This window comes from Mesorhizobium sp. M0051 (assembly GCF_040323235.1).
Taxonomy (GTDB): domain Bacteria; phylum Pseudomonadota; class Alphaproteobacteria; order Rhizobiales; family Rhizobiaceae; genus Mesorhizobium.
This window is the reverse complement of sequence record NZ_JAMYUT010000002.1, coordinates 173,438-199,656: the sequence shown is the minus strand read 5'-3', so window position 1 is coordinate 199,656 and position 26,219 is coordinate 173,438. Positions and strand designations below refer to the sequence as shown.

26 protein-coding genes are annotated in these 26,219 nt (G+C 61.4%); 4 read left to right on the top strand and 22 right to left on the bottom strand.

Annotated elements, in window-relative coordinates; all coding sequences use genetic code 11:
* The 9 genes from NKJ90_RS02850 to yajC all read right to left on the bottom strand — a co-directional run bounded on the left by NKJ90_RS02850 (position 1) and on the right by yajC (position 7,195).
* Positions 1-660 (bottom strand): HNH endonuclease signature motif containing protein, encoded by a 660-nt coding sequence (locus tag NKJ90_RS02850; protein ID WP_084025145.1) that lies wholly within the window; start codon positions 658-660, stop codon positions 1-3.
* Between the two features lie 5 nt (positions 661-665).
* A complete protein-coding gene (locus NKJ90_RS02845; RefSeq protein ID WP_023757608.1) occupies positions 666-1,127 on the bottom strand; it encodes a GmrSD restriction endonuclease domain-containing protein in 462 nt (153 codons plus the stop codon).
* Positions 1,093-1,437 carry a DUF262 domain-containing protein gene (locus NKJ90_RS02840; RefSeq protein ID WP_156938480.1) on the bottom strand — a complete coding sequence of 115 codons (345 nt, stop codon included), beginning with the start codon at positions 1,435-1,437 and terminating at the stop codon, positions 1,093-1,095. The genes NKJ90_RS02845 and NKJ90_RS02840 overlap by 35 nt, the downstream gene beginning before the upstream one ends.
* An 89-nt stretch (positions 1,438-1,526) precedes the next feature.
* Complete coding sequence (locus NKJ90_RS02835; protein WP_023757609.1) at positions 1,527-2,474, bottom strand: sterol desaturase family protein; 948 nt, start codon at positions 2,472-2,474, stop codon at positions 1,527-1,529.
* A complete protein-coding gene (locus NKJ90_RS02830; RefSeq protein ID WP_023757610.1) occupies positions 2,474-2,908 on the bottom strand; it encodes a hypothetical protein in 435 nt (144 codons plus the stop codon). The genes NKJ90_RS02835 and NKJ90_RS02830 overlap by 1 nt, the downstream gene beginning before the upstream one ends.
* An 82-nt stretch (positions 2,909-2,990) precedes the next feature.
* Positions 2,991-3,833, bottom strand: coding sequence for a phytoene/squalene synthase family protein (locus NKJ90_RS02825; protein ID WP_031259636.1), 843 nt, complete (start codon positions 3,831-3,833; stop codon positions 2,991-2,993).
* A 1-nt stretch (position 3,834) separates the two neighbouring features.
* Positions 3,835-4,227: an Mth938-like domain-containing protein gene (locus NKJ90_RS02820; RefSeq protein WP_023757612.1), complete on the bottom strand. Its 393-nt coding sequence runs from the start codon at positions 4,225-4,227 to the stop codon at positions 3,835-3,837.
* 28 nt (positions 4,228-4,255) lie between these two features.
* Entirely contained in the window at positions 4,256-6,805 is a 2,550-nt protein-coding gene (gene secDF, locus NKJ90_RS02815; protein ID WP_023757613.1) for a protein translocase subunit SecDF, read from the bottom strand.
* Between the two features lie 51 nt (positions 6,806-6,856).
* Positions 6,857-7,195: a preprotein translocase subunit YajC gene (yajC, locus tag NKJ90_RS02810; RefSeq protein ID WP_008876289.1), complete on the bottom strand. Its 339-nt coding sequence runs from the start codon at positions 7,193-7,195 to the stop codon at positions 6,857-6,859.
* A gap of 276 nt (positions 7,196-7,471) precedes the next feature.
* Between yajC and NKJ90_RS02805 the strand changes: the two genes are divergently transcribed.
* Positions 7,472-8,347, top strand: a complete 876-nt coding sequence (locus NKJ90_RS02805) for an ATP-binding protein (RefSeq protein WP_023757615.1) — start codon at positions 7,472-7,474, stop codon at positions 8,345-8,347.
* Positions 8,348-8,443: 96 nt separating this feature from the next.
* Here NKJ90_RS02805 and NKJ90_RS02800 read toward each other — a convergent pair whose 3' ends face one another.
* The 13 genes from NKJ90_RS02800 to NKJ90_RS02740 form a co-directional block, all read right to left on the bottom strand.
* Positions 8,444-9,955 carry a peptidoglycan DD-metalloendopeptidase family protein gene (locus NKJ90_RS02800; RefSeq protein ID WP_023757616.1) on the bottom strand — a complete coding sequence of 504 codons (1,512 nt, stop codon included), beginning with the start codon at positions 9,953-9,955 and terminating at the stop codon, positions 8,444-8,446.
* A gap of 186 nt (positions 9,956-10,141) precedes the next feature.
* Positions 10,142-10,795, bottom strand: a complete 654-nt coding sequence (locus NKJ90_RS02795; RefSeq protein ID WP_023757617.1) for a protein-L-isoaspartate(D-aspartate) O-methyltransferase — start codon at positions 10,793-10,795, stop codon at positions 10,142-10,144.
* Entirely contained in the window at positions 10,792-11,550 is a 759-nt protein-coding gene (gene surE, locus NKJ90_RS02790; protein WP_023757618.1) for a 5'/3'-nucleotidase SurE, read from the bottom strand. The genes NKJ90_RS02795 and surE overlap by 4 nt, the downstream gene beginning before the upstream one ends.
* On the bottom strand, positions 11,550-12,854 hold the full coding sequence (gene serS, locus NKJ90_RS02785; RefSeq protein ID WP_023757619.1) for a serine--tRNA ligase: 1,305 nt from the start codon (positions 12,852-12,854) through the stop codon (positions 11,550-11,552). Before serS ends, surE begins: the two co-directional genes overlap by 1 nt.
* Positions 12,855-13,041: 187 nt before the next feature.
* Positions 13,042-13,917, bottom strand: a complete 876-nt coding sequence (gene tatC, locus NKJ90_RS02780; protein WP_023757620.1) for a twin-arginine translocase subunit TatC — start codon at positions 13,915-13,917, stop codon at positions 13,042-13,044.
* Complete coding sequence (gene tatB, locus NKJ90_RS02775) at positions 13,914-14,714, bottom strand: Sec-independent protein translocase protein TatB (protein WP_023757621.1); 801 nt, start codon at positions 14,712-14,714, stop codon at positions 13,914-13,916. Before tatB ends, tatC begins: the two co-directional genes overlap by 4 nt.
* Positions 14,715-14,743: 29 nt before the next feature.
* A complete protein-coding gene (locus tag NKJ90_RS02770; RefSeq protein ID WP_013531295.1) occupies positions 14,744-14,965 on the bottom strand; it encodes a twin-arginine translocase TatA/TatE family subunit in 222 nt (73 codons plus the stop codon).
* Positions 14,966-15,133: 168 nt separating this feature from the next.
* A complete protein-coding gene (scpB, locus tag NKJ90_RS02765) occupies positions 15,134-15,901 on the bottom strand; it encodes an SMC-Scp complex subunit ScpB (protein ID WP_023757622.1) in 768 nt (255 codons plus the stop codon).
* Entirely contained in the window at positions 15,898-16,698 is an 801-nt protein-coding gene (locus NKJ90_RS02760; protein WP_023757623.1) for a segregation and condensation protein A, read from the bottom strand. Before NKJ90_RS02760 ends, scpB begins: the two co-directional genes overlap by 4 nt.
* A 61-nt stretch (positions 16,699-16,759) precedes the next feature.
* Positions 16,760-17,779, bottom strand: a complete 1,020-nt coding sequence (nagZ, locus tag NKJ90_RS02755; protein ID WP_023757624.1) for a beta-N-acetylhexosaminidase — start codon at positions 17,777-17,779, stop codon at positions 16,760-16,762.
* 133 nt (positions 17,780-17,912) lie between these two features.
* Positions 17,913-21,365 carry an SPOR domain-containing protein gene (locus NKJ90_RS02750; RefSeq protein WP_023757625.1) on the bottom strand — a complete coding sequence of 1,151 codons (3,453 nt, stop codon included), beginning with the start codon at positions 21,363-21,365 and terminating at the stop codon, positions 17,913-17,915.
* Between the two features lie 103 nt (positions 21,366-21,468).
* On the bottom strand, positions 21,469-23,226 hold the full coding sequence (gene argS / locus NKJ90_RS02745; protein ID WP_023757626.1) for an arginine--tRNA ligase: 1,758 nt from the start codon (positions 23,224-23,226) through the stop codon (positions 21,469-21,471).
* A gap of 62 nt (positions 23,227-23,288) precedes the next feature.
* The gene (locus NKJ90_RS02740) at positions 23,289-24,503 is read right to left on the bottom strand and encodes a deoxyguanosinetriphosphate triphosphohydrolase (protein WP_023757627.1); all 1,215 of its coding nucleotides are present in this window, start codon (positions 24,501-24,503) and stop codon (positions 23,289-23,291) included.
* A 105-nt stretch (positions 24,504-24,608) separates the two neighbouring features.
* Here NKJ90_RS02740 and erpA point away from each other — a divergent pair, with 105 nt between their 5' ends.
* From erpA to xth, 3 genes are read left to right on the top strand one after another with little or no spacing between them, the layout of a single operon-like run.
* Positions 24,609-24,956 carry an iron-sulfur cluster insertion protein ErpA gene (erpA, locus tag NKJ90_RS02735; protein ID WP_031259639.1) on the top strand — a complete coding sequence of 116 codons (348 nt, stop codon included), beginning with the start codon at positions 24,609-24,611 and terminating at the stop codon, positions 24,954-24,956.
* Between the two features lies 1 nt (position 24,957).
* Positions 24,958-25,353 (top strand): VOC family protein, encoded by a 396-nt coding sequence (locus NKJ90_RS02730; protein ID WP_023757629.1) that lies wholly within the window; start codon positions 24,958-24,960, stop codon positions 25,351-25,353.
* Positions 25,354-25,370: 17 nt separating this feature from the next.
* On the top strand, positions 25,371-26,165 hold the full coding sequence (gene xth, locus NKJ90_RS02725) for an exodeoxyribonuclease III (protein ID WP_023757630.1): 795 nt from the start codon (positions 25,371-25,373) through the stop codon (positions 26,163-26,165).
* The last annotated feature ends 54 nt before the right edge of the window (positions 26,166-26,219 follow it).

Here is a 26,219-nt window from a genome sequence, read left to right as displayed (position 1 = left end):
CTAGGCTGAAGCTGTCCCACGCGAACGATTGCAATATCGATGGCTCAATCTTGCGTTTGACATCGCAGTCTCACCGCCATGCGAAAATGGTTGGATGTGATCGACCTCGGAGTCATCAATATGCTCAATCTGCTGTTTGCAAATCCCACAAGTGGGTTCTAGCTCATACAATTGGCGCTTCTCAACGTAGGAGTAGACTCGCCGCTCCTTTGGACGGACTTTGATGATTTCCTCGAGTGCATCGCCCCATTTCTTAAATCTAGTTCTGACCCGAGCAGCTTCGGCAGTACCTAGCATGATGGCGTCGTTAAAGTCGCGATCAGCAACGCACATCTTGATATACCTCTCTCTAATTTCATCCTTATTTTCAATAATTTGCCTTTTTTCGTAGCGCGCAAACCAAAACATAACCACGTCAAATACGGCTTTGTTGATCGAGCGCTCCCATTTTCCACGCGGGTTATTGTCATTGCCTTCCGAATAGCGTCGAAAAGCATTTTCGCCAAAAACAGTAAATGACAATTCCACAGCATTCGAAAAATCTCTGGTATACTTCTCGCTCAAATCCGGAGAAATATTTCTACGTTCCCTCATATGGCTATTTAAAAATGACCTCATCTTTTCATTGTAATTTAAATGAGTAGATTCGTTAAAAGCCATAAATCTCAGTCAACATCTTGCATCCTCGCTGCGGAATTATTTATCCCAAGCATTTTTTGAAAAGTCGGGTTGTTAGCCAGGTCGCACAACTTGTTATTATAAGGACCTCTATAAATACAATTTCTAATTTCCTGATCAGCCAGTGCGACAGATCCTGTATTTAGGCGTTCGAATATTTCGAATTTCACGTCTGGGTGAGATTCTTTCGAAATTTTTATAATTTGAATAGTAAAATTATTAATGGTTTTCCGCAGATCAGGAGGCAAGTCCGCGTAACCAATCTTTTCATACTGGGAAAGAATTTTCATTTTTCCGAGCCGAAACGGTCGATGCTTTACATTCTCGCCACGAGTACGTCTCTCCTCATCCTTCTTTGAAAGCGGAAAAAAACCCTCAATAAAAGAGAAGCAAGTGGTCAGCCTTTGTTGGCCATCAATCACGACCTCCAGCCCATTCTCTTCTTCCATGAAGTAGGATGGACTCGATTAGTTTTGTTGCTTTATTTTTATCCCAGACATAACCACGTTGAAATGAGGGGCGAGGATCAAGCTCCTTGTCCTCCTTACATGCGCGATATAGATCGATTACGCGCCTAGCTGCGGAAGAAAAATTAATCGGAGTAAACGCAGACTTTGGTAGATCTAATGGTCCTTCGTCTTCATCCTCAGGTTCAACTGAGATATCAGATGACTCCATATCATTTGGATCGCCTAACTTATTTTGGAGTATCAGAAAATCTTCAGAGTTTCCAACTTTAGTATCTAAACCGTCAACCATTAGAATTTCCCCATCCCGCCGAGTGCTGCCAATCATTCGTGACAAGCAATGTAAGTCAACATAAATTTATTGTCTGCCGGCAATTTCGCCTATTGTTCGGCTCGTAAGGAACCGGGCAGCCCTGGCTTGCCGGCCTCGTCAGGATTTCGCCTGACATAGGCAGCCTTCAGCGTCTCCGAAGTTTCGCGCGAGCCGTCGTGGCTCCAGCCGGGAGGCTTGATCAGGTAATTCAGGCGATGGCTCAAGGTCAGCCCCGGCATCGCTGCATCCTTGAACATGCCGATCCATTCATGGAACGCGACCTTCAGCGGATTGAAGGTGCCGAGATTCCTGACGATGCCATAGCGCGGCCGATCTTCCTCCAGCTCCCCGACGAAGGTGCCGAACATGCGGTCCCAGATGACCAGCGTGCCGGCAAAATTGGCGTCGAGATAGCGCGGGTTGGTGGCGTGGTGGACGCGGTGGTGCGAGGGCGTGTTGAAGACGAACTCGAACCAGCCCCACATCTTGCCGATCGTCTCGGTGTGGATCCAGAACTGCCAGACCAGATTGAAGCCGAAGGTGAAGGCAATGACCGCCGGATGGAAGCCGAGCAGCACCAGCGGCGCCTGCAGCGCGAACATGAAGGTAAACAGGCCGGTCCAGCTTTGCCGCAGCGCCGTCGATAGATTGTAGTGCTGGCTGGAATGGTGGTTGACGTGCTCCGCCCATACCCAGCGCACCCGGTGCGCGATGCGATGATAGAAATAGTAGCGCAGATCATCGAGCAGGAAGGCGGCGAGGAACACCCAGACCGACAGGCCGAGATTGAAGACGCGGAATTGCCACAGCCACAGCAGCGCCCAGTAGGACACGACGCCAAGCAGCAGCCCGGCAACGACATTGCCGGTGCCCATTATCAGGCTGGTCAAGGTGTCGCGCGTCTCGAACGATCCCTTGGCGCGGCCGGTTCGCACCAGCCAGAGCTCGATCAGGATCGCGGCAACGAAGAGCGGGATGGCCAGCTGCGTGACCTGCGGGAAGTTGTACTCGTCCATCACGCAGCCTCCCGGGCGGAACTTGGATGTTGCGGCTGAAGTGTCTTCAGCAAGCCTTGTGCATCTGCTGCGCTGGAAAAGCGAAAGCGGCCGCCCGTCCAGGTGAAATCGGCGAGCCGGAACGAGACCGCATTGACATCTTCGGTATTCAAAACCGCGACATCTTGAGGCCCGACGATGCGGGTCAAAAAGCAGTCTCCGACGCTATGAACGATCCCGATGCGCCCTTGCCCGATATCCAGAAAAGCGGTCCTGGCGTCCGCCGTCAGGCGGACCAATGCCGCTATCTCGTCCGGAAAATCCTCGGCGAATCGGCTCATTGCTTGATCGGCGCCGGCCAGCGTCGCCGTCTTGCTGCCGCCGGTGAAATGCACCGCGGCAACCGACAGCGCAATGCCAAGGGCGACGATCGCGATCAGCAGCGGCAGGCTCATGAACGGGTATCTCCTCCGGCCGGCCTGTCGTCTTTGGCAACAGTTCTGGCTCGAGGACTCCTTAGCATGATTGACGTTTACGTCAAAATGCCGGCCAGCCTTTGGTCGCGCGGCGCAAAAGCAGCCAATGCCGGCGCAAGGCGGACAGCCGCGCCACGCCGTCGAGTGGGGAGCCGCGCTCCATTTTCGTGAGGTAAGCGCGCGACAGCGCCAGCGGCAGAAATGCCGGGCGCAGCGAGACCGGCAACGCCGCAGCACCTTGCTCGAAGGCGGAAAGATGGTCCCGCGCCAGAGCGATCATTGCCGCCACTGCGCGTTTGGCACCAGGACCGCCATCGCCTGCGATGAATTCTTGCGGCGAAGAGCCAGCCGCAGCAAGGATATCGGCTGGGATAAAACACTGTCCGCGCTTGCGGTGCAACGTCAGCAACAGCAGCAGACCGGTCATTGCCTGCGCGCAGCCTGCCCTACCCGCCAGTTCGGCAAAGCGTGGCGCCTCGCCGGGATCGAGCACCATTGCCGCAAGCTGAATGAGCGCGGCGGCCGTCTCGCCGCAATAGCCTTCAAGATCGGTGCGCGACGGCATCGGGTCGTCGTAAAGATCGAAGATGCGCGCATCGAGCATGTTCTCGAAGGCCAGTCTCGGCAGGTTGAATGTCGCTATGGTGGCATTCAAGGCTTCGGCTGTGGGATGGCCGGCGCCGGCCTCGCCGCCGACGGCGATGACATCGCGCCACCATTGCAGGCGCACCTCGCCCGGCAACGCTTCATGGATGCGGTCGCGGATGCCTGCGACTTCGGCGTTGAAGGCGTAAAGCGAAAACAGCGCGTCGCGCTTGTCTGCCGGCGCATAAAGCGCCGTGAGATAGCGGTCAGGGTCGCCGGCGCGCACTGCGTCCATGACGATTTCGGCATTTTGAGACATGTCAGTCGACGGCAATGAGCGCGGCGGCCACGGCGCGCTCTTCCGCCAGAAGGACATTGTAGGTCCGTACCGCTGCACCGGTCGACATCGGGTCGGACGCAATGCCGGCCGCTTTCAGCGCGGCCCGTAGTGTGGCGGGCAATGGCCTGAGATCCCTGCCCATGCCGACCAGCAGTATCTCGACTTTTCCGGCTTCTGCCAGCAGCTTGTCGAAATCCGCCACGGTCAGGGCAAACGGATCGGCCGGTTCCCAGCCATGGATGCCGGATGGCAGACAGAGCAGCGAGCCGCGATGCGACATGTCGGCAAAGCGAAACCCCCCATTGCCGTAGGCTTCGATCGGCGCGCGGCCGGGAAAATGCGCATCGCGGATGACGATGCCTTTACTGGTCACCGTTTTGTTACCCCTTCGGGGCGGCGCGTCAGGTCGCGACCGCCTTGCCGCCGCCGAGCGGCTTCTCCTCGTCTGCCGAAGCCTGCGGCCGCAGCTTGAACAGGATCAGCAACGGCGCTGCGATGAAGATCGACGAATAGGTGCCGAAGACGACGCCGAACAGCATCGCCATGGTGAACGAGCGGATCACCTCGCCGCCGAAGAGGACCAGCGCCAGCAACGCAAGGATCGTCGTCACCGAGGTCAGTGTCGTTCTCGACAGCGTCTCGTTGATGGCGTTGTTCAAGAGTTGCGGCAGCGGCATCCGCTTGTACTTTCGCAAATCCTCTCGAACGCGGTCATAGACCACGATCGTATCGTTCAGCGAATAGCCGATGATGGTCAGGATCGCCGCCAGCGATGATTGGTTGAATTCGAGCCCGCTGATGACAAAGAAGCCAAGTGTCATGACCACATCGTGTACCGTCGCCACGATGGCGCCGACCGCGAACTGCCATTCGAAACGGAACCAGACATAGATCAGGATACCAAGCAGCGCGATCAGCATGGCGATCGTGCCTTGCTTGGCGAGTTCGCCCGAGACGGTCGGCCCCACCACTTCGACGCGGCGGAAGTCGTAATTGTCCTGCAGTTCGCCGCGCACCTTGTCGATGACGGTCTGCTCGGCATTCTCGCCGCCATCCTGGGTCCCGACACGGATCAACACGTCGTTCGGCGTACCGAACTGCTGGACTTGCACCTCACCGATATTGAGTCCGGTCAGTCGCCCGCGGAGGTCTGCGAGGTCGGCATTGCCGCTCTTGGCCTGAACCTCGATCAGCGAACCGCCCTTGAAATCGATGCCGTAGTTGATGCCGACCGTCATGAACAGCACCACCGACAGGATCGACAGCGCGCTCGAGAGCGTGAACGTCCAGCGACGGATTCCCATGAACGGGATTTTCGTGCCGGCTGGGACGAAGGTCACCGGCGCGCGCGGCAACTCCTTCGGGCGAGCGCGGCGCAGCCAGATCGAGACCAGCAGACGGGTGAAGGTGAACGCGGTGAAGACGGTCGTCAGGATGCCGATCGCATACGTGATGGCAAAGCCCTTGACCGGTCCGGTCCCGAGATAGAACAGCACTACGGTCGCGATCAGCGAGGTGATGTTGGAATCGACAATGGTCGCCAGCGCCTTGGTGAAACCGGTATCGATCGCCTGGATCACCGAGCGGCCTGCACGCCGCTCCTCACGGATACGCTCATAGATCAACACGTTCGAATCGACTGCCATGCCGATGGTCAGCACAATACCGGCGATACCCGGCAAGGTCAGTGTCGCGCCGAGCAGCGACAGCAGTCCGACGATCATCGCCACGTGCACCGCCAGCGCGATGTTGGCGAGGAAGCCGAGCAATCCGTAGGCGACGAACATGAACACGACGACCAGAATCGAACCGATGATGCCGGCGACCTTGCCGGCATGGATGGAATCCTGGCCGAGACCCGGGCCAACCGTCCGCTCTTCGATCACCGTCAGTGTCGCGGGCAAGGCACCGGCGCGCAGCAGCACGGCCAGGTCGTTGGCGCTCTGGGCGGTGAAATTGCCCGAGATCTGGCCGGTGCCGCCGAGGATCGGCTCGCGGATCTGCGGCGCCGAAATCACCTGGTTATCGAGGATGATGGCGAACAGCTTCCCGACATTCTGCGCGGTGGCCTGGCCGAAACGCGCAGCACCCTTCGAATCGAAACGGAAGGAGACCACCGGCTCATTGTTCTGCGAATTGTATGTCGCCTGCGCATCGACGAGATTTTCGCCCGAAACGATGACGCGGTTCTCGATCAGATAGGGGACCGGCGGGTCGTCCTGTGAATAGAGCACGGACGAGCCGGCAGGCGGACGACCGTTGAGGGCGTCCTGAACCGGCATCGACTGGTCGACCATCTGGAAGGTCAGCTTGGCGGTCTGGCCGAGGATTTCCTTAAGCCGCTGCGGGTCCTGAAGACCCGGCACCTGGACAAGGATGCGGTCGTCGCCCTGCCGCTGCACGATGGGTTCGGTCGTGCCGAGTTCGTTGACGCGGCGCTCGACCACCTCGATCGACTGCGTCAACGCCGTCGACGTGCGATATTTGATGCCGGCGTCGGTGACGTTGAACTTGAGCAGGCCGGGCTCGGAATCGTCGAGCGTCATTTCCTTGATGGAGCCACCGGTGAACAGGCCGGCAGCAACCGGTTCGGTCAGCGTCTTCAGCGCTGTCTTGGCGGCATCCACTTGAGCGAGATCGGTGATGCGGACCTGCAAGGTCCGCCCCGTGCCGGCAAGGCCGGTATAGCCAATCTTGGCGTCACGCAGCAGTGTGCGGATTTCGTCGCGCGTCGTCTCCAGCCGGTCCTTGATCAGATCGTTCTGATTCATTTCCAGCAGGATGTGCGAGCCGCCCTGCAGGTCGAGGCCGAGCGTCATCTGACGCTTCGGCACCCAGCTGGGCAGTTGGGCCAAGGTGCTTGCGGGGATGAGATTGGGCGCGGCGAGGATCACCGTGATGGCCACGGCCACCCAGATCAGGATCATCTTGAAGCGCGAAAAGTACAACATATGGCGTCGTCCGTCAGAGCGTGTCCGCGGATCGCTCCGCCTGAATTCTGGTTATTTCTTGGCGTTCTGGTTCGCCACCGGCTCGCCCTTGACGCGCACGTCGGCGATCGTCGAACGCAACGCGGTCACCTTGGTGCCACCGCCGAGGTCGATCTCGAGCTCGTTATCGTCGATCACCTTGGTCACCTTGCCGACGAAGCCTCCGCCGGTGACGACCGTATCGCCGCGACGAACTGCCGCCAGCATCTCGCCGCGCTTCTTCAGCTGCGTACGCTGCGGCCGGATGATCAGAAAATACATGATGACGAAAATCAGGACAAACGGCAAAATGCTGATGAACATGTCGGGAGAAGCGCCGACGCCTTGAGCGTATGCCGGTGTCACGAACATCGAGGTACTCCTGAATTTAGAAACAGCCGCCAACTTGGCGGCCCCTTGAAATTTGGCCGGAATATAGTCGGTAAAGTTGTCAATGCAACTGCGCGGCCAGCCAAATCGGCTGCTTTTCCGGCCTGTTGGGCCGTGTTAGAGCATGATCGCGAAAAGCGCGAGCCGGTTTTGCGAAAAGATCATGCTCGAACAAAAGGTTGCAACCGATTTCGAACCTCGACGCGACAGGTCGGGTTCACGCTCGCGTACGTCCAAACGAGAAAACAAAAGACAGACATGACCGACAGCAGCATTGAAGCCCTGAACCAGAAACTCGACAGGCTGATCGAGGCGGTGAGCCGCCTCGCCCCGCCGCCAGTGCCCCAAACCGACCTCGGCGAGGCCGATTGCTTCGTCTGGCAGGCCGATCCGGGCTATCTGGAGCCGGTGCGCAACGTCAACCGCGTCGACATAGGCCTGATCCGTGGCGTCGATCGCGTCCGCGACATCCTGGTCGACAACACCGAACGCTTCGCCGCCGGCTATCCGGCCAACAATGTGTTGTTATGGGGTGCGCGCGGCATGGGCAAATCGTCGCTGGTCAAAGCCGTCCATGCGCGGATCAACGGCGAGGCCAAGTCCGAGCTGCCGTTGAAGCTGATCGAAATCCACCGCGAGGACATCGACACGCTGCCGAAGCTGATGGGATTGCTGAAGGCAGCCCCCTTCCGCTTCATCCTGTTTTGCGACGACCTCTCCTTCGACCACGACGACACCTCCTACAAGTCGCTGAAGGCGGCACTCGAAGGCGGCGTCGAGGGACGCCCAGCCAATGTCATCTTCTACGCTACCTCGAACCGTCGCCATCTCCTGCCGCGCGACATGATCGACAATGAGCGCTCGACCGCCATCAACCCGTCCGAAGCGGTTGAAGAAAAGGTCTCCCTCTCCGATCGTTTCGGCCTGTGGCTCGGCTTCCACAAATGCTCCCAGGACGAATATCTCGACATGATCGACGGTTATGTCCGCCATCACGACCTCGCCATTGATCCAGAGCAACTGCGCGCCGAAGCATTGGAATGGGCGACGACCCGCGGCAGCCGCTCGGGCCGCGTCGCCTGGCAGTTCACCCAGGACCTGGCCGGCCGGCTCGGCAAACCGCTGAAGGACTAAGGCGGAGAAGGCAAACTGAAAAAGCCCGCTCCTGGCGGAGCGGGCTGAGCCGGCGGGCCGGACTGGAGGTCAGACGGCCTGCAAATTGCTTTTTTTCTATTCGAGGTAGCCCGACGGATCGACCGGGGCAGAGTTCTTGCGCACTTCGAAATGCAGCTTCGGCGAGTCCGTCGTGCCGCTCATGCCCGACAGTGCGATTTCTTGGCCGCGCTTGACCTTTTGGCCGCGCTGCACCTCGATAGAGCTGGCGTGACCATAGACGGTGACCAGGCCATTCTCGTGGCGCACCAGAACCGTGTTGCCGAATTCCTTGAGCCCGTCGCCGGCATAGATGACGACGCCGTTCTCGGCCGCCTTGACCGGCGTTCCCGTCGGCACGGCGATGTCGACGCCGTCCTTGCCGGACCCGAAACCGGAGATCACGCGGCCGCGCACCGGCCAGCGCATCTTGCCGATGCCGGTGGCGTCAGGCGCAACGGCATCGTCGTCCTCGGCCTGCTGGATGACTTTCGAATCTTTCTTCGGCGGCGTGTAGGACGCCAGCGTTTCCGACGGCGTGGTCTTTGCCGCTGGCTGCGTGGTGGCCGTGGTCACCGGATCGATCTTGGCAGGCTTGGCGCTGGCGACCGTCGCGGCCCCACCAGTCGGCACCTTCAGGGTCTGGCCGATCTTAAGCAGTCCATCCTTCATCCCGTTGGCCTGCTTCAGAGCAACGACGCCAACGCCGGTCTTCCTGGCAATCGAAGACATCGTATCGCCCGACTGGACCGTGTAGGTCCCAGCGGCCTTGGCCGCGGCCATCTGCGGCTTGGGCTGCTTGGGCTGGTTTGCGGCGGCCGCCGTGTCGACCTGAGCGGCGGACTTGCCCTCCTTCAGCTTCGGCTGCTGGGGCAGGACCGCGACCTTTTCGGGTGCCGTGGCCGGCTGGTCGTGCTTGCCGTCTTTCGCCGGCTTGACCTCGGCGACTTTCGGCTCGCCTTTGTTCGAGTAGGCATAGGCCGGGATAACCAGCTTCTGGCCGGTCTTCAGACCCTTGGTCGCGCTCAGCCCATTGACCTTCATGATCGCGTCGGCCGGCACCTTGTAGTGCTGCGCTATGCCTGAAATCGTTTCACCGTCCCTGACGACGATCTCGGTCGCATGCGGCGTACCAGCAGCTGCCACGCGCGGTGCATCGGGCTGCGCAACCTTGAACGGCGATGCGGCCGGAGCGACGGTACCGGTCGTGGTCCTGTCGACATGCGGCGCCGCAGCCAATGCGGTGCGCATCGGCTTTGCGGCAGGCGCCAGTGCGGGAGCCGGCTGCGCCTGGGCAACGGGCGGCGGCAATGGCCGCGTCGAAACCGGCTCGAGGCTGGAGCGGCTGACCGACTGTGTGTGGCTGCCATCGATGGGGGCGGCCGCGACATCACCCGGATAGGGCTGCTGTACGGCATCCTGCTTGTTGATGATCGCGCGCTGATTGTTCGTCGAGGATGTAAAGACGTCGTCGACGCCATTGAACCGCGAAACCTGGGAACTGCATCCCGCAGCAGCACCCGCGACCACCAGTATGGCGCAGCCTCGCGCCAGATTGCGACCGTTTGTCTTCAAAACTCTGAGTTGCATCGCACTAACCCGCACATACCCGGTACAAACTAGGCATGATTAAAGCGCGTTAATGTTACTCGACGGTTAACCCCATGGAATCCGGCGAAATTTTTCTTAAAATATTAGAGGGTGAGCTGAGGGGAGATTTTACGTCAGCCGAGCCGGTGTCGAGGACGGGCGCGAAGCTGGCGTTTGCAACATCGCCTATATGACGGCGGCCACGCTGCGCAGGATAGGCTGCAAGCGGACAAGGCCGATATCCTCACGCTCGAACCGGCTGCCGACCTTGGTCAGCTTGGCCAGCACCTGCTCGCCCTCCTCGGGCCCGATCGGGGCGATGACGATGCCGCCGCTCGACAATTGATCGAGCAGGAAGCGCGGAAGGCTGTCGAAGGCTGCCCATGCGACGATGCGATCGAACGGCCCTTCGTTCGGCAGCCCGCCGGAACCATCGGCCTGGCGCACGATGACATTGCCGATACCGAGCGCCTCGAAACGCTGCCTGGCCTGCTCGACGAGCGTCCTGTAGCGATCGGTGGTGACGACCCGCGCCGCCAGCCGCGACATCACGGCCGAGGTATAACCGGAGCCGGTGCCGATCTCGAGCACGCGATTGCCCTGCTCGATGGCGAGTGCGGCGATCACCGCCGCCTGCATGTCCGCGCCTTCGATCGCCTCGCCGCATTCGATCGGCAGCATGCGGTCCGACCAGGCGATCTGATGGAACTGGGCCGCCAGGAAGCCGCGCCGCGGCGTCGCCTCGAAGGCTGCGATCAACGCCTTCGGCACCGTCCCCCTGCCGCGCAGGCGCAACAGAAAGGCGGCAAAGCCTTCACGGTCATCGAGGCCCTGGTTCATGCAAGCGCCTTGCTCAGTTGATCACGGATTTCATGCGCGGTGAGGTCTAGCTGCAGTGGTGTCACCGACACCAGCCTGTTGCGCAGAGCATAGAGGTCTGTGCCTTGCTTGCCTTCGACCGGCTCGCGGCCGAAACGCAGCCAGTAATAAGGCAGGCCGCGCCCGTCACGGCGCTCATCGACCCACAAGCTGTGCACCAGTTTGCCTTGCGAGGTGACGACCGTTCCGGCGACCTCTTCTGGAAGGCAGTTCGGAAAATTGACGTTCAGCAAAACACCGTCCGGCAACGGCGTCGCGACCAGTTTCTCCAGCAGCGCCGGCGCCAGCGCCTCGGTCGTCTCGTATGGGACGACGCGGTCCTCGCCGACATAGCTGTAGCCCTGGCTGAGCGCGATCGAGCGGATGCCGAGCAGCGCGCCTTCCATGGCACCGGCGACGGTGCCGGAATAGGTGACATCGTCGGCGATGTTGGCGCCGGAATTGATGCCGGACAGGATCAGGTCGGGTGCGCCGGGAAGGATCTTCTTGACTCCCATGATGACACAATCGGTCGGCGTGCCGCGCACGGCAAAATGCTTCTCGCCGATCTTGCGCAGCCGCAGCGGCTCCGAGATCGACAGCGAATGGGCGTAGCCTGACTGATCCTGCTCCGGAGCCACCACCCAGACGTCGTCGGACAGGGTGCGAGCGACGCGTTCGAGCGACGCCAGGCCCTCGGCATGAATGCCGTCGTCATTGGTCAGGAGGATGCGCATTATTTCGCTTCGATCTTTTCCAGACCGCCCATGTAAGGCCGCAGCACTTCAGGAATGGTTATGCTGCCATCCTCATTCTGATAGTTTTCGATGACAGCTATGAGCGCGCGACCAACCGCGGTGCCCGAACCGTTGAGCGTATGGACGAAGCGGTTGCCCTTGCCGTCTTTGTCCTTGTAGCGGGCGTCCATGCGGCGCGCCTGGAAATCCCCGCACACCGAGCAGGACGAAATCTCGCGATAAGCGTTCTGGCCGGGCAGCCAGACTTCGATGTCGTAGGTCTTGCGCGCGCCAAAGCCCATGTCGCCGGTGCACAGCGTCACGGTGCGGAACGGCAGGCCGAGCCGCTTCAGCACTTCCTCGGCGCATTGCGTCATCCGTTCGTGTTCGGCGAGCGAGGACTCCTGGTCGGTGATCGACACCAGCTCGACCTTGTAGAATTGGTGCTGACGCAGCATGCCGCGCGTGTCGCGCCCGGCCGAACCCGCTTCCGAACGGAAGCACGGCGTCAGCGCCGTATAGCGCAGCGGCAGTTTTTCATGCGAGGTGATTTCTTCGCGCACCAGATTGGTGAGCGGCACTTCGGCTGTTGGGATCAGGCCAAGCCTGCCCTCCCCGTGCGGCGTGAAGAACAGATCTTCCTCGAACTTCGGCAACTGGTTGGTGCCGAACAGAACGTCGTCCTTGACCATCAGTGGCGGGATGACTTCTTGGTAGCCATGCTCGGTCGTGTGCAGGTCGAGCATGAATTGTCCGAGCGCGCGTTCCATCCGCGCCAGGCCGCTTTTCAGCACGGTGAACCGCGAGCCCGACAGTTTTGCCGCCCGCTCGAAATCCATCATGCCGAGCGCTTCGCCGATCTCGAAATGCTCCTTCACCCAGTTCGGCGGTGTCGGCGCCTTGCCGACGACGCGCTTGACGACATTGTCGTGCTCGTCCTTGCCGACAGGTACGTCGTCGAGCGGCACGTTGGGCAGCACCGCAAGCGCATCGTTCAGCGCCTTGTCGAGTTCGCGTTCGCGCGCCTCGCCATTCTGGATGAAGGTCTTGATCTCGCCGACTTCGGCTTTCAGTCTTTCGGCAAGTGCCGCATCGCCTGAACGCATGGCGTTGCCGATCTCTTTCGAGGCGGCATTGCGGCGCTCCTGCTTGGTCTGCAATTCGGTGACGTGTTCGCGCCGCGCCTCGTCCGAGGCGATCAGCCCGTCGACCGTGGACTGCGCCTCACCGGCCGACCACGAGCGCTTGACTAGCGCCTCGACAAGGGCCTTCGGGTTGTCGCGAATCCATTTGATGTCAAGCATGGTTCATCCGTCCTCAGGAAGCATGTCGCCCAAAAGTGCGCAGCGGTTTTGGACAACGACATGCTCAAAACAAAACTGAAACGCAGCGCTTGATAGCGATGCGTTTCAGCAAGAGGGGGTAAACCGCATCCTTGATCGATGCAAGATGAGGCGAGGCAGCGGCAGCCGTTTTCCACGCAGCCCGGTATTAGGAGGCAGCAGGCGCCGGAGGCTCGTCTGGGGCTTTGTCCGCCACGGTTTCCGCTGTGTCCTGTCTCTCGCGCGCCACACGCTGCTTTTCCTGATCGCGCTCGATCAGACGGGCAGCCCAGATGGAGACCTCGTAGAGAAGGATCGTCGGGAGGGCCAGGCCGATCTGGCTCATCGGATCGGGTGGTGTCAGCACCGCGGCGACGACGAAGGCAATCACGATTGCCCATTTGCGCTTCTCGGCCAGCGCCTTGGACGACAGCATGCCGACCCGCGTCATCAGGCTGGTCACCACCGGTAGCTGGAATACCAGGCCGAAGGAAAAGATCAGCGTCATGATCAGGCTGAGATATTCCGACACTTTCGGCAGCAGCGAAATCTGCACCTGTTCGTCGGTGCCGGTCTGCTGCATGGCGAGGAAGAACCACATCACCATCGGCGTGAAGAAGAAATAGACCAGAGACGCGCCCATCAGGAACAGGATCGGCGAAGCGATCAGGAACGGCAGGAAGGCGTTGCGCTCGTTCTTATAGAGGCCTGGAGCGATGAACTTGTAGATCTGCGTGGCGATCAGCGGAAAGGCGATCACCATGCCACCGAACATTGCGAGCTTGACCTGGGTGAAGAAGAATTCCTGCGGCGCGGTGTAGATCAGCTCGACCTTGTGCGGATCGAGCCCTGCCCACTGCGTTGCCCATCTGAACGGGACGACCAGAAGGTTGAACAGCTTCTTGGCGAAGAAGAAGCAGACGAGAAACGCGACGAAGAAGCCGCCCAGCGACCAGATCAACCGCCGGCGCAACTCGATCAGATGCTCCATCAGCGGTGCCGACGATTTCTCGATCTCGTCCTTTTCCTTGTCCGAAACGCTCACTTGGCGGCTCCCGCCGTCTTCTTGGCCGCCGGTGTCTTGGCCGGCGTAGGCTTCGGATCGGCTTTCGCCACGGTCTTGATCGCGATCGCCTTGGCCGCAGCAGGCTTCGCGGTTTTGCGCGTTTCAGCCTTTGCCGCCGCCACGGTCTTCGCTGGCGCTTTGGGCGTAGGCGGGGCCTTGGTGGCGATCGTTTTCGCCGGCGCAGGAGCCTTTGCGACATTCGTCGAAGCCGTGGCCGGTACTTTTGCAACCGGCATTGCCTTTGCCGGCGCAGCCTTGGCCACCTTCGCCGCGGACGCCTTTGGCGCCACGACCGGTTCTGTCGGCAATGACGACGTCACCACCGAGTCATCGGCCATTGCCGGGAAAATTGGCGCTGCCGGCGTGGCTTCCGGCCCGTTGACGCCAGGCATGGTCGTTGCGCCATTCTTCAAAGGCTCGGCCGCCAGCGGCGTCGAAGCGGCAGGCATTGCCGGATCGGCCGCCGGCTTGGGCTTCATCGCCGCATCGACGCCGGAGCGAACGTCGGCCGCGGCCTGCTCGAACGGATTGAGCTGCTTCTTGATCTCGGCCATCGGGCTGAGGCCTCTGAGCTCGTCGACCGACTTCTTGACGTCGTCAAGCTCGGCTTCCTTCAGCGCTTCGTTGAACTGCTTCTGGAAATCGGACGCCATCGCGCGCAGCTTCGCCGTCGTGCGCCCGAAAGTGCGCAGCATATTGGGCAAATCCTTGGGTCCGACGACCACGATCATGACGATCGCGATGACCAGCATTTCGGTCCAGCCGACTTCAAACATGGCACTCTGTTCCGACTAGAACCTGTGGCTCAGCTCTTGCTGGCTTTTTCCTTCGCGGCCGCAACGGTCTCATCCGCACGGTGTTCGACGGTGCGCTTGTCTTCGGCAACGTCATCGTCGGCCATGCCCTTCTTGAAGCTCTTGATGCCCTTGGCCATGTCGCCCATCAGCTCGGGAATCTTGCCGCGGCCGAACACCAGCAGCACGATCACCAGCACGATCATCCAATGCCAAATCGAAAATGAACCCATAGCAAATCTCTCTCGAACGTTTTCCCTGGCGATGATCTATGCGCTTTCGCGTAGGGATTCAAACACAACTGCGACAGAGTTTATGAAAGGGTGGCGGATGTCACGCATTTTCAACGCGATGGCCCGCTACGAATCCGCGCATCCTCGACAGATTGGCAGCTACGCCAGTCAATCCTCCGTGACGCGCGGCGTCAGCAGGCCGAGTTCCTCGAGGTCGATGTCGGTCAGAGCGTCCTCGTCGTCGGTCAACGCGTCGGGATCGGCCGGCGGCTGCGGAATGGAGAAATTCGACGGCATGCGGCCCGAAAGCAGCCCGGCCCCTTTCAGTTCCTCCATGCCCGGAAGATCGCGGATCTCCTCCAGCGCGAAATGATCAAGGAAAGTGTCGGTGGTGCCGTAGGTGACAGGGCGTCCCGGCGTTTTGCGCCGGCCACGCATGCGCACCCATTCCGTTTCCAGCAGCGTGTCGAGCGTCCCTTTCGAGGTTTCAACGCCGCGGATGTCCTCTATTTCGGCGCGCGTCACTGGCTGGTGATAGGCAATGATCGCCAACACCTCGAGCGCCGCGCGCGACAGCCTCCTTTGTTGGACAGTATCGCGGCTCATCAGGAAAGCCAGATCGCCGGCGGTGCGGAATGCCCAGGCATCGCCGACGCGCACCAGATTGACGCCGCGCCGGGCATAGATCTGGCGCAGTTCGGCCATGGCCAGGGCGACGTTGATGCCATCTGGCAGACGCGCCGCAAGCTGCTTTTCGCTGACAGGTTCAGCGCTGGCGAACACGATTGCCTCCGCCATGCGTACGGCTTCCGCCAGATGCAGCCGCTCGGCCGGATTCTGCACCTGCTGCTCTGAAGGATACTGGGAGAGCGACTCCTCTTCGGGTTCATCGCCGACCTTGAACGGGATAACCGAAGCGTTGGCGCGTTCGCTCATGATGCCACCTCGACTGCCTTGATTGCCTGCGCGCGGCCGCGCAGATAGATCGGAGCGAACACTTCGTCCTGCCGCATGTCCATCGTGCCTTCGCGCACCAGTTCCAGCGTGGCCGCGAAAGAGCTGGCGATCGCCGTGCGCCGCTCCTCGGGGCTGGTCATGTACACGATCAGGAAACTTTCCAGCGTCGCCCAGTCGTGCAGGGCTCCGACCAGGCGGGTCAGGATATCGCGCGCGTCCTTGAGCGACCAGACACCACGCCTGGCGATCGTCACATTGTTGATCGCCTGCTTCTGCCGCTGCTGGGCATAGGCGGTCAGGAGATCGTAGAGCGAGGCCGAATAGGCGTTACGCTTTTCGACGATGACCATTTCCGGCATGCCGCGCGCGAACACATCACGGCCAAGCCGGTTGCGGTTGACAAGGCGAGCCGAGGCGTCGCGCATGGCTTCCAGCCGCTTCAGCCGGAACTGCAGCACCGCCGCCAGTTCCTCGCCGCTTTCGCCCTCATCGCCCGGCTGTTTGGGGATCAGAAGCTTCGACTTGAGGAAAGCCAGCCACGCCGCCATCACCAGATAGTCGGCGGCAAGCTCGAGCCTGAGTGCCCTCGCCGTCTCGACAAAGGTCAGATATTGCTCGACCAGTGCCAGGATGGAAATGCGCGCCAGATCGACTTTCTGGGTGCGGGCGAGATGCAACAGAAGATCGAGCGGACCTTCGAAGCCGGCCACGTCGACGACCAGCGATGGGTCGCCGGTGACGCGTGAATCGTCATTCTCAGCCCACAGACGGTCCATCGGTGCGGCCTTCGCGGCCTTGCTTTCCAATGTTTCCGCCACTGCTTTTCACTTTCCCTTGCTAGGCCACCGCATCGAAGTAGGTGGCGAATTCGGCACGTATTTCGGTTTCTTCAACCGTGTCCCGGTTCTTTATATAGGTCAGCGCCCGCTTTGCGCGCTCCAGCGACGCGCCCTCGAGCCCCGTGGTCCGCGATGCGATGCCGGCCATCTCCTCGAAAACGCCATTGCAGTGAAGGACCAGATCGCAGCCCGCGGCAAGGATCGAGGCCGCCTTTGTCGGGAAATCCCCAGAAAGTGCCTTCATCGAGGTGTCGTCGCTCATCAGCAACCCGTCGAAACCGATTTCGCGCCGGATGATCTCGTCGATGACCTTGCCTGAGGTGGTCGCCGGATTGTTGGGATCGATGGCGCTATAAACGACATGCGCCGTCATCGCCATCGGCAGATGATTGAGCTCCCGGAACGGGGCGAAATCATGCCGCTGCAGATCGCTCAGCGAGGCATTGACCACAGGCAATTCGAAATGCGTATCGGCAAAGGCGCGTCCATGGCCCGGAATGTGCTTCATGACCGGCAGCACGCCGCCCGACATCAACCCTTCGGCCGCAGCGCGGCCGAGTTCGATCACCGGTCGCGGTTCCTTGCCATACGCACGCGCGCCGATGACATCGCTGGCGCCCTCGATCGGCACGTCGAGCACCGGCAGGCAATCCGCGGTGATGCCGTAGCGCAGCAGGTCAAAGGCATGCAGCCGCGCCATCAGCCAGGCCGCGCGGGCGCCGGCATCATGGTCGTCGCGCCACAGCGCGCCGAGCGCACCACCGGCCGGATAGTTCGGCGCCAATGGCGGCCGCAGGCGCTGCACACGGCCGCCCTCCTGGTCGATGAACACCAGAGCGTCCGGACGACCGATACAGTCGCGCATCTCAGCGACCAGATCGCGGATCTGTTCGGTCTCGCCGATGTTGCGCGCAAACAGGATGAAGGCCCAAGGGCATTCATTGCGATAGAAATTGATTTCTTCGCGGGTGAGCGATTTCCCGGCACAGCCGAGGATCATGGATTTTGATTCGGTCATGTCAGCAGTTTAGGGCTTCACGCGATCAAAGGGAATCATCTGGGTCACAAGCCGTCAAACGCCAGATCTGCTTTCCCCATGAAAAAGCCGGCGCGGTCACCGCGCCGGCTTTTTCAATTGGTTGGCTCCGGCTCTAGCGCGAGACGAAGCAGTTGCCGCCGGCGGCCTTGTAGCTGGTGCACAAATTGATCGCATCATTGCGCGACTGGGCCGGAACGCGCACGCGGTAGAACGTGCCCTTGCCGGCGATCTCGGCCTTGACGATGTTGGCGGTACGACCGCCGAGCACGCTGCCATAGCGGCGCTGCAGATCCTGATAGCTGGACTGGGCGCTCTCGACCGTCGGCTGTGAAGCAATCTGCATCGACCACGAGCCGCCGCCGGTCGCGGTCGACGCCGGATCGATGGACGCGACCTGATCGGGCTTGACCTCGCCGACGACATCAACCGGCTGGTCGGACGGACGCTGCGGCGCGACCGGAACCTTGGTCGGCGTGTTGGCGGACTGCGCCTTGGCCTCAGCCTTGGGCTTGGCTGTCGCTACCGGCGCTGCCGCCACCGGCGCTGCAGCCACCGGTTTGAGAGCCGGCCCATCATCTGCCTGGGCGGCGGCGGGCGCCACAGTGCCGGTCTGGTCCGCATCGGCCTTCGCCAACGGCGCAACATGCTGCGGCGCCGGGTCGACCGGCTCGGTTGCGGCCACTTGCGGTGCGGCCGGCGCCGGATCCTCACGCGGCACCAGCGAACCATCCGACTTGACCACCATGGTCCTCACCTTGCGCGGCGCAACGGCAACGACATCGGCGTTGGTACCTTTGTCGGCATCCTGCAGCACCTGCGCGATGCGATCCTCGGACTTGGGCGCGGGCGCTGTGTTGTCGGCCGAAGCGGCACCGGCGGTCGGCGCGGCGTTGCCGTCATCGGGTCCGATGGCGACTGCGGCGCCGGCGTTCTGGTCCGGCGAAAGATCGATGGCGCGGCTCGGATCCTTCGCCTGTACGTCTACCGGGTCTTCGGTGTTGGTAACCAGTTTCTCCTGGACCGGCTCGGCGGGCTTCGCACCCCTGACCGCGTCATAGACCTTGTTGTCCTGGTTCGGTACCACGGCCCCGCCCGGATTCTCCGGCTTGACCTTGATCGGCGCGTTGTCGGCCTTAACGATCACGGGCGCTTCACTACCGCCCTTGCCGCCGAAAGACAGCGCAAAGGCGCCAAGGCCGCCTGCGACCGCCACCCCACCGACAATCGCGGCGATGAGCAGGCCACGTCCGCGCGAAGGCCTTGCGGCCTCACGCTCGCCGAGGCCCGGAACAGCCATCGCCTCATTGAGTTCGGGATCGTAGTCGAGTTCGTCGACGGTGAAATCGTCCGCCTGTGAAGCCGGCTGATTGCCGGGCAGACTGTCGAGATCGAAGCCGTCGGCGGCATCGGCATAACCTGTAGGCGCCGCCGTGCGGGCAGACACTTCCATGGGCCGCGCCGCATAGGTCCGCGCTTCCGGCTCATAACCCAGCGAGGCCCTGTCATAGCCCGGCTTGGCCCTGTCATAGCCCGGCTTGACGCTGTCATAGCCCGGCTTCGCGCTGTCATAGCCCTGCTTGGCTGTGTCATAACCCGGCTTGAAACCCGCGGCGTAAGAATCATCTTCGTAAGACGCCACGTAGCTCGCGGCGGCGGGAGCGACCTCCACCGCGTTCATCTCGGAGAGAAGGCTGGAGAACTCGGCGTCGAGATCGTCATAGCCAGGTGACGCCGGCTGATCATCCTCGAAATGCAGTTCCGGAATGTCGAGATCGTCCGCCAGCGCCACGACACGCTCGGGCACATCGACCGTCTCGACATCGGGCATGTCTTCGTAACGCGCTGACTGGCGCGATTGCGGCGCGGATACAGGGGCGACAGTTTCGACCGGCTCGGCCGAACGGTAGGACGTCACCCCGGCGACCGCCGAGGCTGTGGTCATGGGTGCCATCGAAGCGGCCGGCTGACCACCAACCGGAGGCTGAGCGCTAAATGAGGGCTGTTGCGGAACCGGCGTCACGCGGCTCCACGAACGGACTGGCTCGGGCGGCGTGGAACGCTCCGCCGGCCAATCGAGAGAATCCGTCGAATTGTCCCGGGAAGCGGACGCATCACGCGGGTCCAGGCTTTTGGCAAAGGCCGCGTCGAAGGCGTCATCGTCGAAATCGACATCACCATGTCCGGCAGCCTCCGAGCCCGGATCCCGATCTTCAGGTTCATCATGCAAAAGATCGTCGACATCGGCATCGGCCGCCTGGGCGGTGCCGAGGTGGTTAGGCTCCTCAGGAGCGGGTTCGTCAAGATCCCAGTCGAGCTCACCGACAACATCGGCCGGCTCCTCGGTGGTCTCTGCAGCCTCGGCGACAGGCGACTGCGCGGCGACAGCCGGCTGAGCCATGACCGGCTCCTCCTTGGCTACAGGCGCCGAGCGCGCGGTCATGGCGCCCAGCAGCGCATTCAACTCGTCTTCCAGGCTCCGTTCGTCCTCGATCGGGGTTTGCTCCGGCTCGGCTGCGATGACGTCTGGCGCCACCGGCTGGACCGGAGCGGCGACAAACTCAGTGGCCGGTTCTTCGACTGTTTCGGCAAACGTGTCGTCGAAATTCAGGTCGAAAGCATCATCCGACCCTGCTTCAGCGCTGGGCGTCTCGCCCTGCGCATCCGCGCTATCGGCAAGCATATCATGCGCTTCCGGCTCCTCGGATGCGACCGGCTCGTCAGCGCGAACGTCAAAATCCATGTCGACATCTGCCATGCCGTCGTCGAGATGGCTGGCAAGATTTTCGTCGGAGGCAAAATTTTCGTCGGGGGCCTGACCGTCAGGCGCAGCAGCCTGCTCCGGCATGGGGTACTCGACGGGATCGGCAGCCCTGTGGGCCTGTTCCATCACCGAATGGTCGTCGAGCATCAGCTCGTCTTCGAGCGAGATCGCAATCACATCGTCGAATTCATGATCGGAGGCGGCCGTCTCGGCAGCAGGCGCGTCGTCAACAGCGTGCTGGACCTCTTCAGCTTCCTCGTCAATCCGGAAGTCATGGTCGAGCGACGCGGCAAACTCGTCCGCCATCGGCTGATCGTCCTCGAAGGGCGAGACATCCTCAAGCGAACTGGCGACGGCATTGCCGAAATCGGCGTCGAAAGCCGGCTCGACGGACGGTGCGGCTTCGGCAGCGCCCGATTGGCTGGAGCCGGTAGCTTGGTCGTCGACGTCAGCCATGTCCAGATGGAAATCGTCGTCGAGCGAAACCGAGAACTCGTCGTCCGTTGCGACGGCCTCAGCCGTTTCGAACGCAGGCTGTTCGGAAGTCCGCTCATGGACCTCGGCAACCGGAACGGCGTCGCTGTCGTCAGCGCCGAATTCGGCCATCATTTCCTTCTCGAGATCGATATCGAAATCGCCCTCTTCCGCCGCATGATCGGCGGCTGGGGCTTTCGGCTGGGCGGGCGACTGCGGCTTGACCGGCTGGCGCGGGTCGAACCCCATGATCCTGGTCAGTTCCGCGAACGGATCATCGTCGGCGATGTCGTTGTTGTCGGCTACTCTCAGCTGGGTTCTGTCTGCCATTATTGTTCCCGAACTCGCACTCATTCGGACGCCATGGACGTCGCGTAGGGTTGGCCCTTACCAGCGCAATGTGGGCAAAAGGTGACAGGTTATTTAGTCAAACCTAACGCATTTCGGTGGGCGCGGCGGCTCCGATCAGCGTCAGGCCGGACGTCAAAACGTCTGAAACAGCCTGCACCAGCCCTAGTCTGGCATGCGTCAATTGTCGGTCGTTAACCTTAACAAAACGTAAGTCGGGATTATCCGTGCCACGGTTCCAGTGTCCGTGGAAGCTGGAGGCCAGATCATAAAGGTAGAATGCCAGCCGATGGGGCTCGAGCGCAAGTGCGGCCGACTCGATCAGGCGGGGATATTCGGCAAGCTTGCGGATCAGGCCGATTTCGCCCTCGTCGGCCAGCAAAGCCACGGCGGACGCGAGGCTGTTGCGATCGAAATTAGCCTCGCCCAGTTGCTCGCTCGCCTGCCTGAATACCGAATGGCAGCGCGCCGAAGCGTACTGCACATAGAACACCGGATTGTCCTTGGACTGCTCGGTCACCTTGGCGAAATCGAAATCCAGCGGCGCGTCGTTCTTGCGGTAGAGCATCATGAAGCGGATCGCGTCTCGGCCGACCTCCTCCACCACTTCGCGCAGCGTCACGAAATCGCCGGACCGCTTCGACATGCGCACCGGCTCGCCGTCGCGAAACAGCTTCACCAATTGGCAAAGCAGCACGGTGAGCTTCACCTCGTCGCCGGCAATCGCCCGCGCCAGCGCTTCCAGTCGCTTGACATAGCCGCCATGGTCGGCGCCGAGCACATAGATCAGGTCGACGAAGCCGCGATCGACCTTGTCCTTGAGATAGGCGACATCGGCGGCGAAATAGGTGAAGGAGCCGTCCGACTTGACCAGCGCCCGGTCCATGTCGTCGCCGACCGCGGTCGAGCGGAACAGCGTCTGCTCGCGGTCCTCCCAATCATCAGGCTTCTCGCCCTTGGGCGGCGGCAATTTGCCCTTGTAGATGTGGCCCTTCAGCGTCAAATCGTTTATCGCCGAGCGGATCTTCCTGGCATTGTCGGCGTGCAGCGTGCGCTCGGAGAAGAACACGTCGTGATGCACGTTGAGCATCGCCAGATCCTCGCGGATCATCGCCATCATCGCATCGATGGTGCGGTCCTTGACAATGGCGAGCGCCTCGTCGTCCGGCATCTGCAGCAAAGAGCGGCCAAACTCCTTGGCCAGCGTCTGCCCGACAGGGACAAGGTAATCGCCGGGATAGAGACCGGGAGGTATTTCGCCGATGTCCTCGCCGAGCGCTTCGCGGTACCGCAGGAATGCGGAGCGACCGAGCACGTCGATCTGCGAGCCGGCATCGTTGATGACGTATTCCTTGGTCACGTCGTAGCCGGCAAAGGCCATCAGGTTGGCCAGCGCGTCGCCAACGACAGCGCCCCTGCAATGGCCGACGTGCATCGGCCCTGTCGGATTGGCCGAGACATATTCGACGTTGGTCTTCCTGCCAGCGCCAATCGTCGAGCGGCCATAGTTGCGGCCTTCGCCAAGCAAGGCGGTCAGATGCACCTGCCAAAAGCCGTCCTTGAGCCGGAGATTGACGAAGCCAGGGCCAGCCACTTCGGTGGCGGCGACATCCTTGTCGTCACGCAGCGCTTGCGCCAATTTCTCGGCCAGCGCGCGCGGGTTCTGGCCGGTCGGCTTGGCCAGCACCATTGCCGCATTGGTCGCCAGGTCGCCATGGCTGGCGTCGCGCGGCGGCTCGACGGCAATGCGCGACAGATCCGGCGAAACGCCATTACTGTCTTTCAAATCAAGCGCTTCGACAGCTTTTATGATTCGCGCGGTGAAGTCGGCGAAGATATTCATGGGAATGGCTCTGGTGGCTTTACAGGGAATCCGGCTCGTTGGCCGGCAAAATCGAGCCCGCCCTAGCTCAATTCCGGCGTATGGTCAAACAAACGCCGATGTTCCTTGAGCGCATAGGTGTCGGTCATACCCGCCAGAAAATCAGCAACGCTGCGCGCCTTGATGCGAACGGCGGCCCGATCCAGTCCCTCGCGCCAGCCGTCCGGCATGGCGCGCGGATCGGCGAAATAGGCGTCGAACAGATCGTTGACGATCCGCTCGGCGTCCGCGCGCACACGCATGACTTCCGCGTGCCGATAAAGATGCTTGTAGAGAAAGGCCTTCAGTTCTTTCTCGAAGGCGGCCATTTCGGCCGAGAAAGTCACCATCGTCTCGCCAGCCGCTCTCACGGCATCGGCGTTCCGTGGCCTGATGCGCTCCAGATTGGCAGTGGTGGAGACGATAACATCCTCGACCATGGCGGTGATCTGCCGCCGCATCAGCTCATGGCCGGTGCGTACGTCATCAAGAGAGGGATAGCGTGTGCGCACACCTTTCAGAATGGTTCCGGGCAGCGAAACCGTCTCCAGCATATCCAGCGTCAGCAGCCCTGCTCTCAGGCCATCGTCGATATCGTGCGTGTTGTAGGCGATGTCGTCGGCGATCGCAGCGCATTGCGCCTCGATGCCGGCAAACCGGTCCAGTTCGAGGTCGTGCAGCTCGGAATAATCACGGATCGCCTGCGGCACCCGCCCTTTCAGGCCTTGACCGTCGGCATCCGTCAGCGGTCCATTGTGCTTGACCAGGCCTTCCAGCGTTTCCCAGGTCAGGTTGAGCCCATCGAATTCGGCATAGCGCGCCTCCAGCCTCGTCACGATGCGCAGCGATTGCGCATTGTGGTCGAAACCACCCCAGGCGGCCATCTTCTCGTTCAGCGCGTCCTCGCCGGTGTGGCCGAAGGGCGTATGGCCGAAATCATGCACCAGAGCCACCGCCTCGGCGAGATCCTCATCGCCGCGCAGCGCTCGTGCCAAAGCGCGCGCGATCTGCGCCACTTCGATCGAATGGGTCAGCCGAGTGCGGTAATGGTCGCCTTCATGGGCGATGAACACCTGCGTCTTGTGCTTGAGACGGCGGAAGGCCGTCGAGTGGATGATGCGGTCACGGTCGCGCTGGAACGGCGTGCGGGTCGGGCTCTCCACCTCGTCGAAAAGCCGTCCGCGCGACTTTGCCGGATCGCAGGCATAGGCCGCGCGTGGCCGATAACCAAATCCGATGTCGCCCAACTCATTGGTCATGGCTGATGCCGCCGCAGTTGACTTGGTCCAGATAATTTGAGCCTGGTTGACTTGGCCCCTCGCGCTTCATACCTATCATGTGAAACCGAAAGCAAGGTGACGCCGATGGGCGCGGATGCCAAGACTGCCATGAAAGTCGACATGACCGAGGCCGCCGCCAAGCGGATCGCAAAGATTGTCTCGGGTGAGGCGGGCAAGACGGCGCTGCGCGTTTCCGTCGAAGGCGGCGGTTGCTCCGGCTTTTCCTACAAGTTCGATCTGGTCGACACGCGCAACGACGATGACGTCGCCATCGAGAAGGATGGCGCCACGGTGCTGATCGACGATCTGTCGCTGGTCTATATGGGCGGTTCGGTGATCGATTTCGTCGATGATTTGATGGGCCAGTCGTTCCAGATCCGAAATCCGAACGCAGTCGCCTCCTGCGGCTGCGGCACGAGCTTTTCCATATAGAATGCCTGCCATCGGCGCGGTCCGTCAGATCGCGCTGGCGGCTGGCCGCGACCTCGACGCCACGCTAGCCTTTTGGCGCGACGTACTGGGCATGAACCTGCATGCGCGCTTCGATCCGCCCGGCATCGCGTTTATCATGGCCGGCGATATCAGGCTGTTGTTCACCGACGGCATACCGGCAGGGACAGTTTATCTCGACATATCGGGTCTCGACGATTTCCACGCCTCGGCGGCGGCGGCCGGCGTCCCCTTCACAGCGACGCCGACGCTTGTCCATCGTGACAGCGAGGGCCAGTTCGGCCCAGCTGGGGAAACCGAATGGATGGCCTTCCTAAAGGACCCGGCCGGCAATACGATCGGGCTCGTCGAACGCCATCCGCCGCAAGACCCCAACTGAGCAGCATCGGAACCGTTATGAAAATCGTCACCTGGAACATCAACGGCGTGCGCGCCCGCATCGGCAACCTGACTCATTGGCTGACCGAAAGCGCGCCCGATATCGCCTGCCTGCAGGAGATCAAGACGGTCGACGAGCAGTTCCCGCGCGCCGAGATCGAGGCGCTTGGCTACAATGTCGAAACCTATGGCCAGAAGGGTTTCAATGGCGTCGCCATCCTGTCGAAGTTGCGCTTCGACGAAGTTGTCAGGGGCCTGCCCGGCGACGATGCCGACGAGCAGGCGCGTTTCATCGAAGGCGTTTTCTCGACGGACAAGGGCGCGCTGCGCGTAGCGTCGCTCTATCTGCCGAACGGCAATCCGATCGATGACGAGAAGAAGTTCTCCTACAAGCTATCCTGGATGGCACGTCTGGAGCGCTGGGCTGAAGAGCGCCTGAAGCTCGAAGAGGCGCTTGTGCTGGCCGGCGACTACAACGTTATCCCCGAGCCGATCGACGCGCGGTTTCCGGAGAACTGGCTGGGCGATGCGCTGTTCCAGCCGCAGACGCGGCAAGCCTTCCGCCGGCTACTCAACCTTGGGTTCACCGAGGCGGTGCGCGCAGTCACCGACGCGACTGACGCCTATACGTTTTGGGACTATCAGGCCGGCGCCTGGCAGAAGAACAACGGCATCCGCATCGACCATCTGCTTTTGTCGCCGGAAGCCGCCAACCGGTTCTCATCGGCCATGATCGAAAAGCATGTCCGCGCCTGGGAAAAGCCGTCCGATCACGTCCCGGTGGCGATCGATCTCGCGCTCCAGCCAGCCTGACGGCGCTAACCCTCATATCGCCACATTTCGCGCCGTTCATTGCTTGGTCAGCAT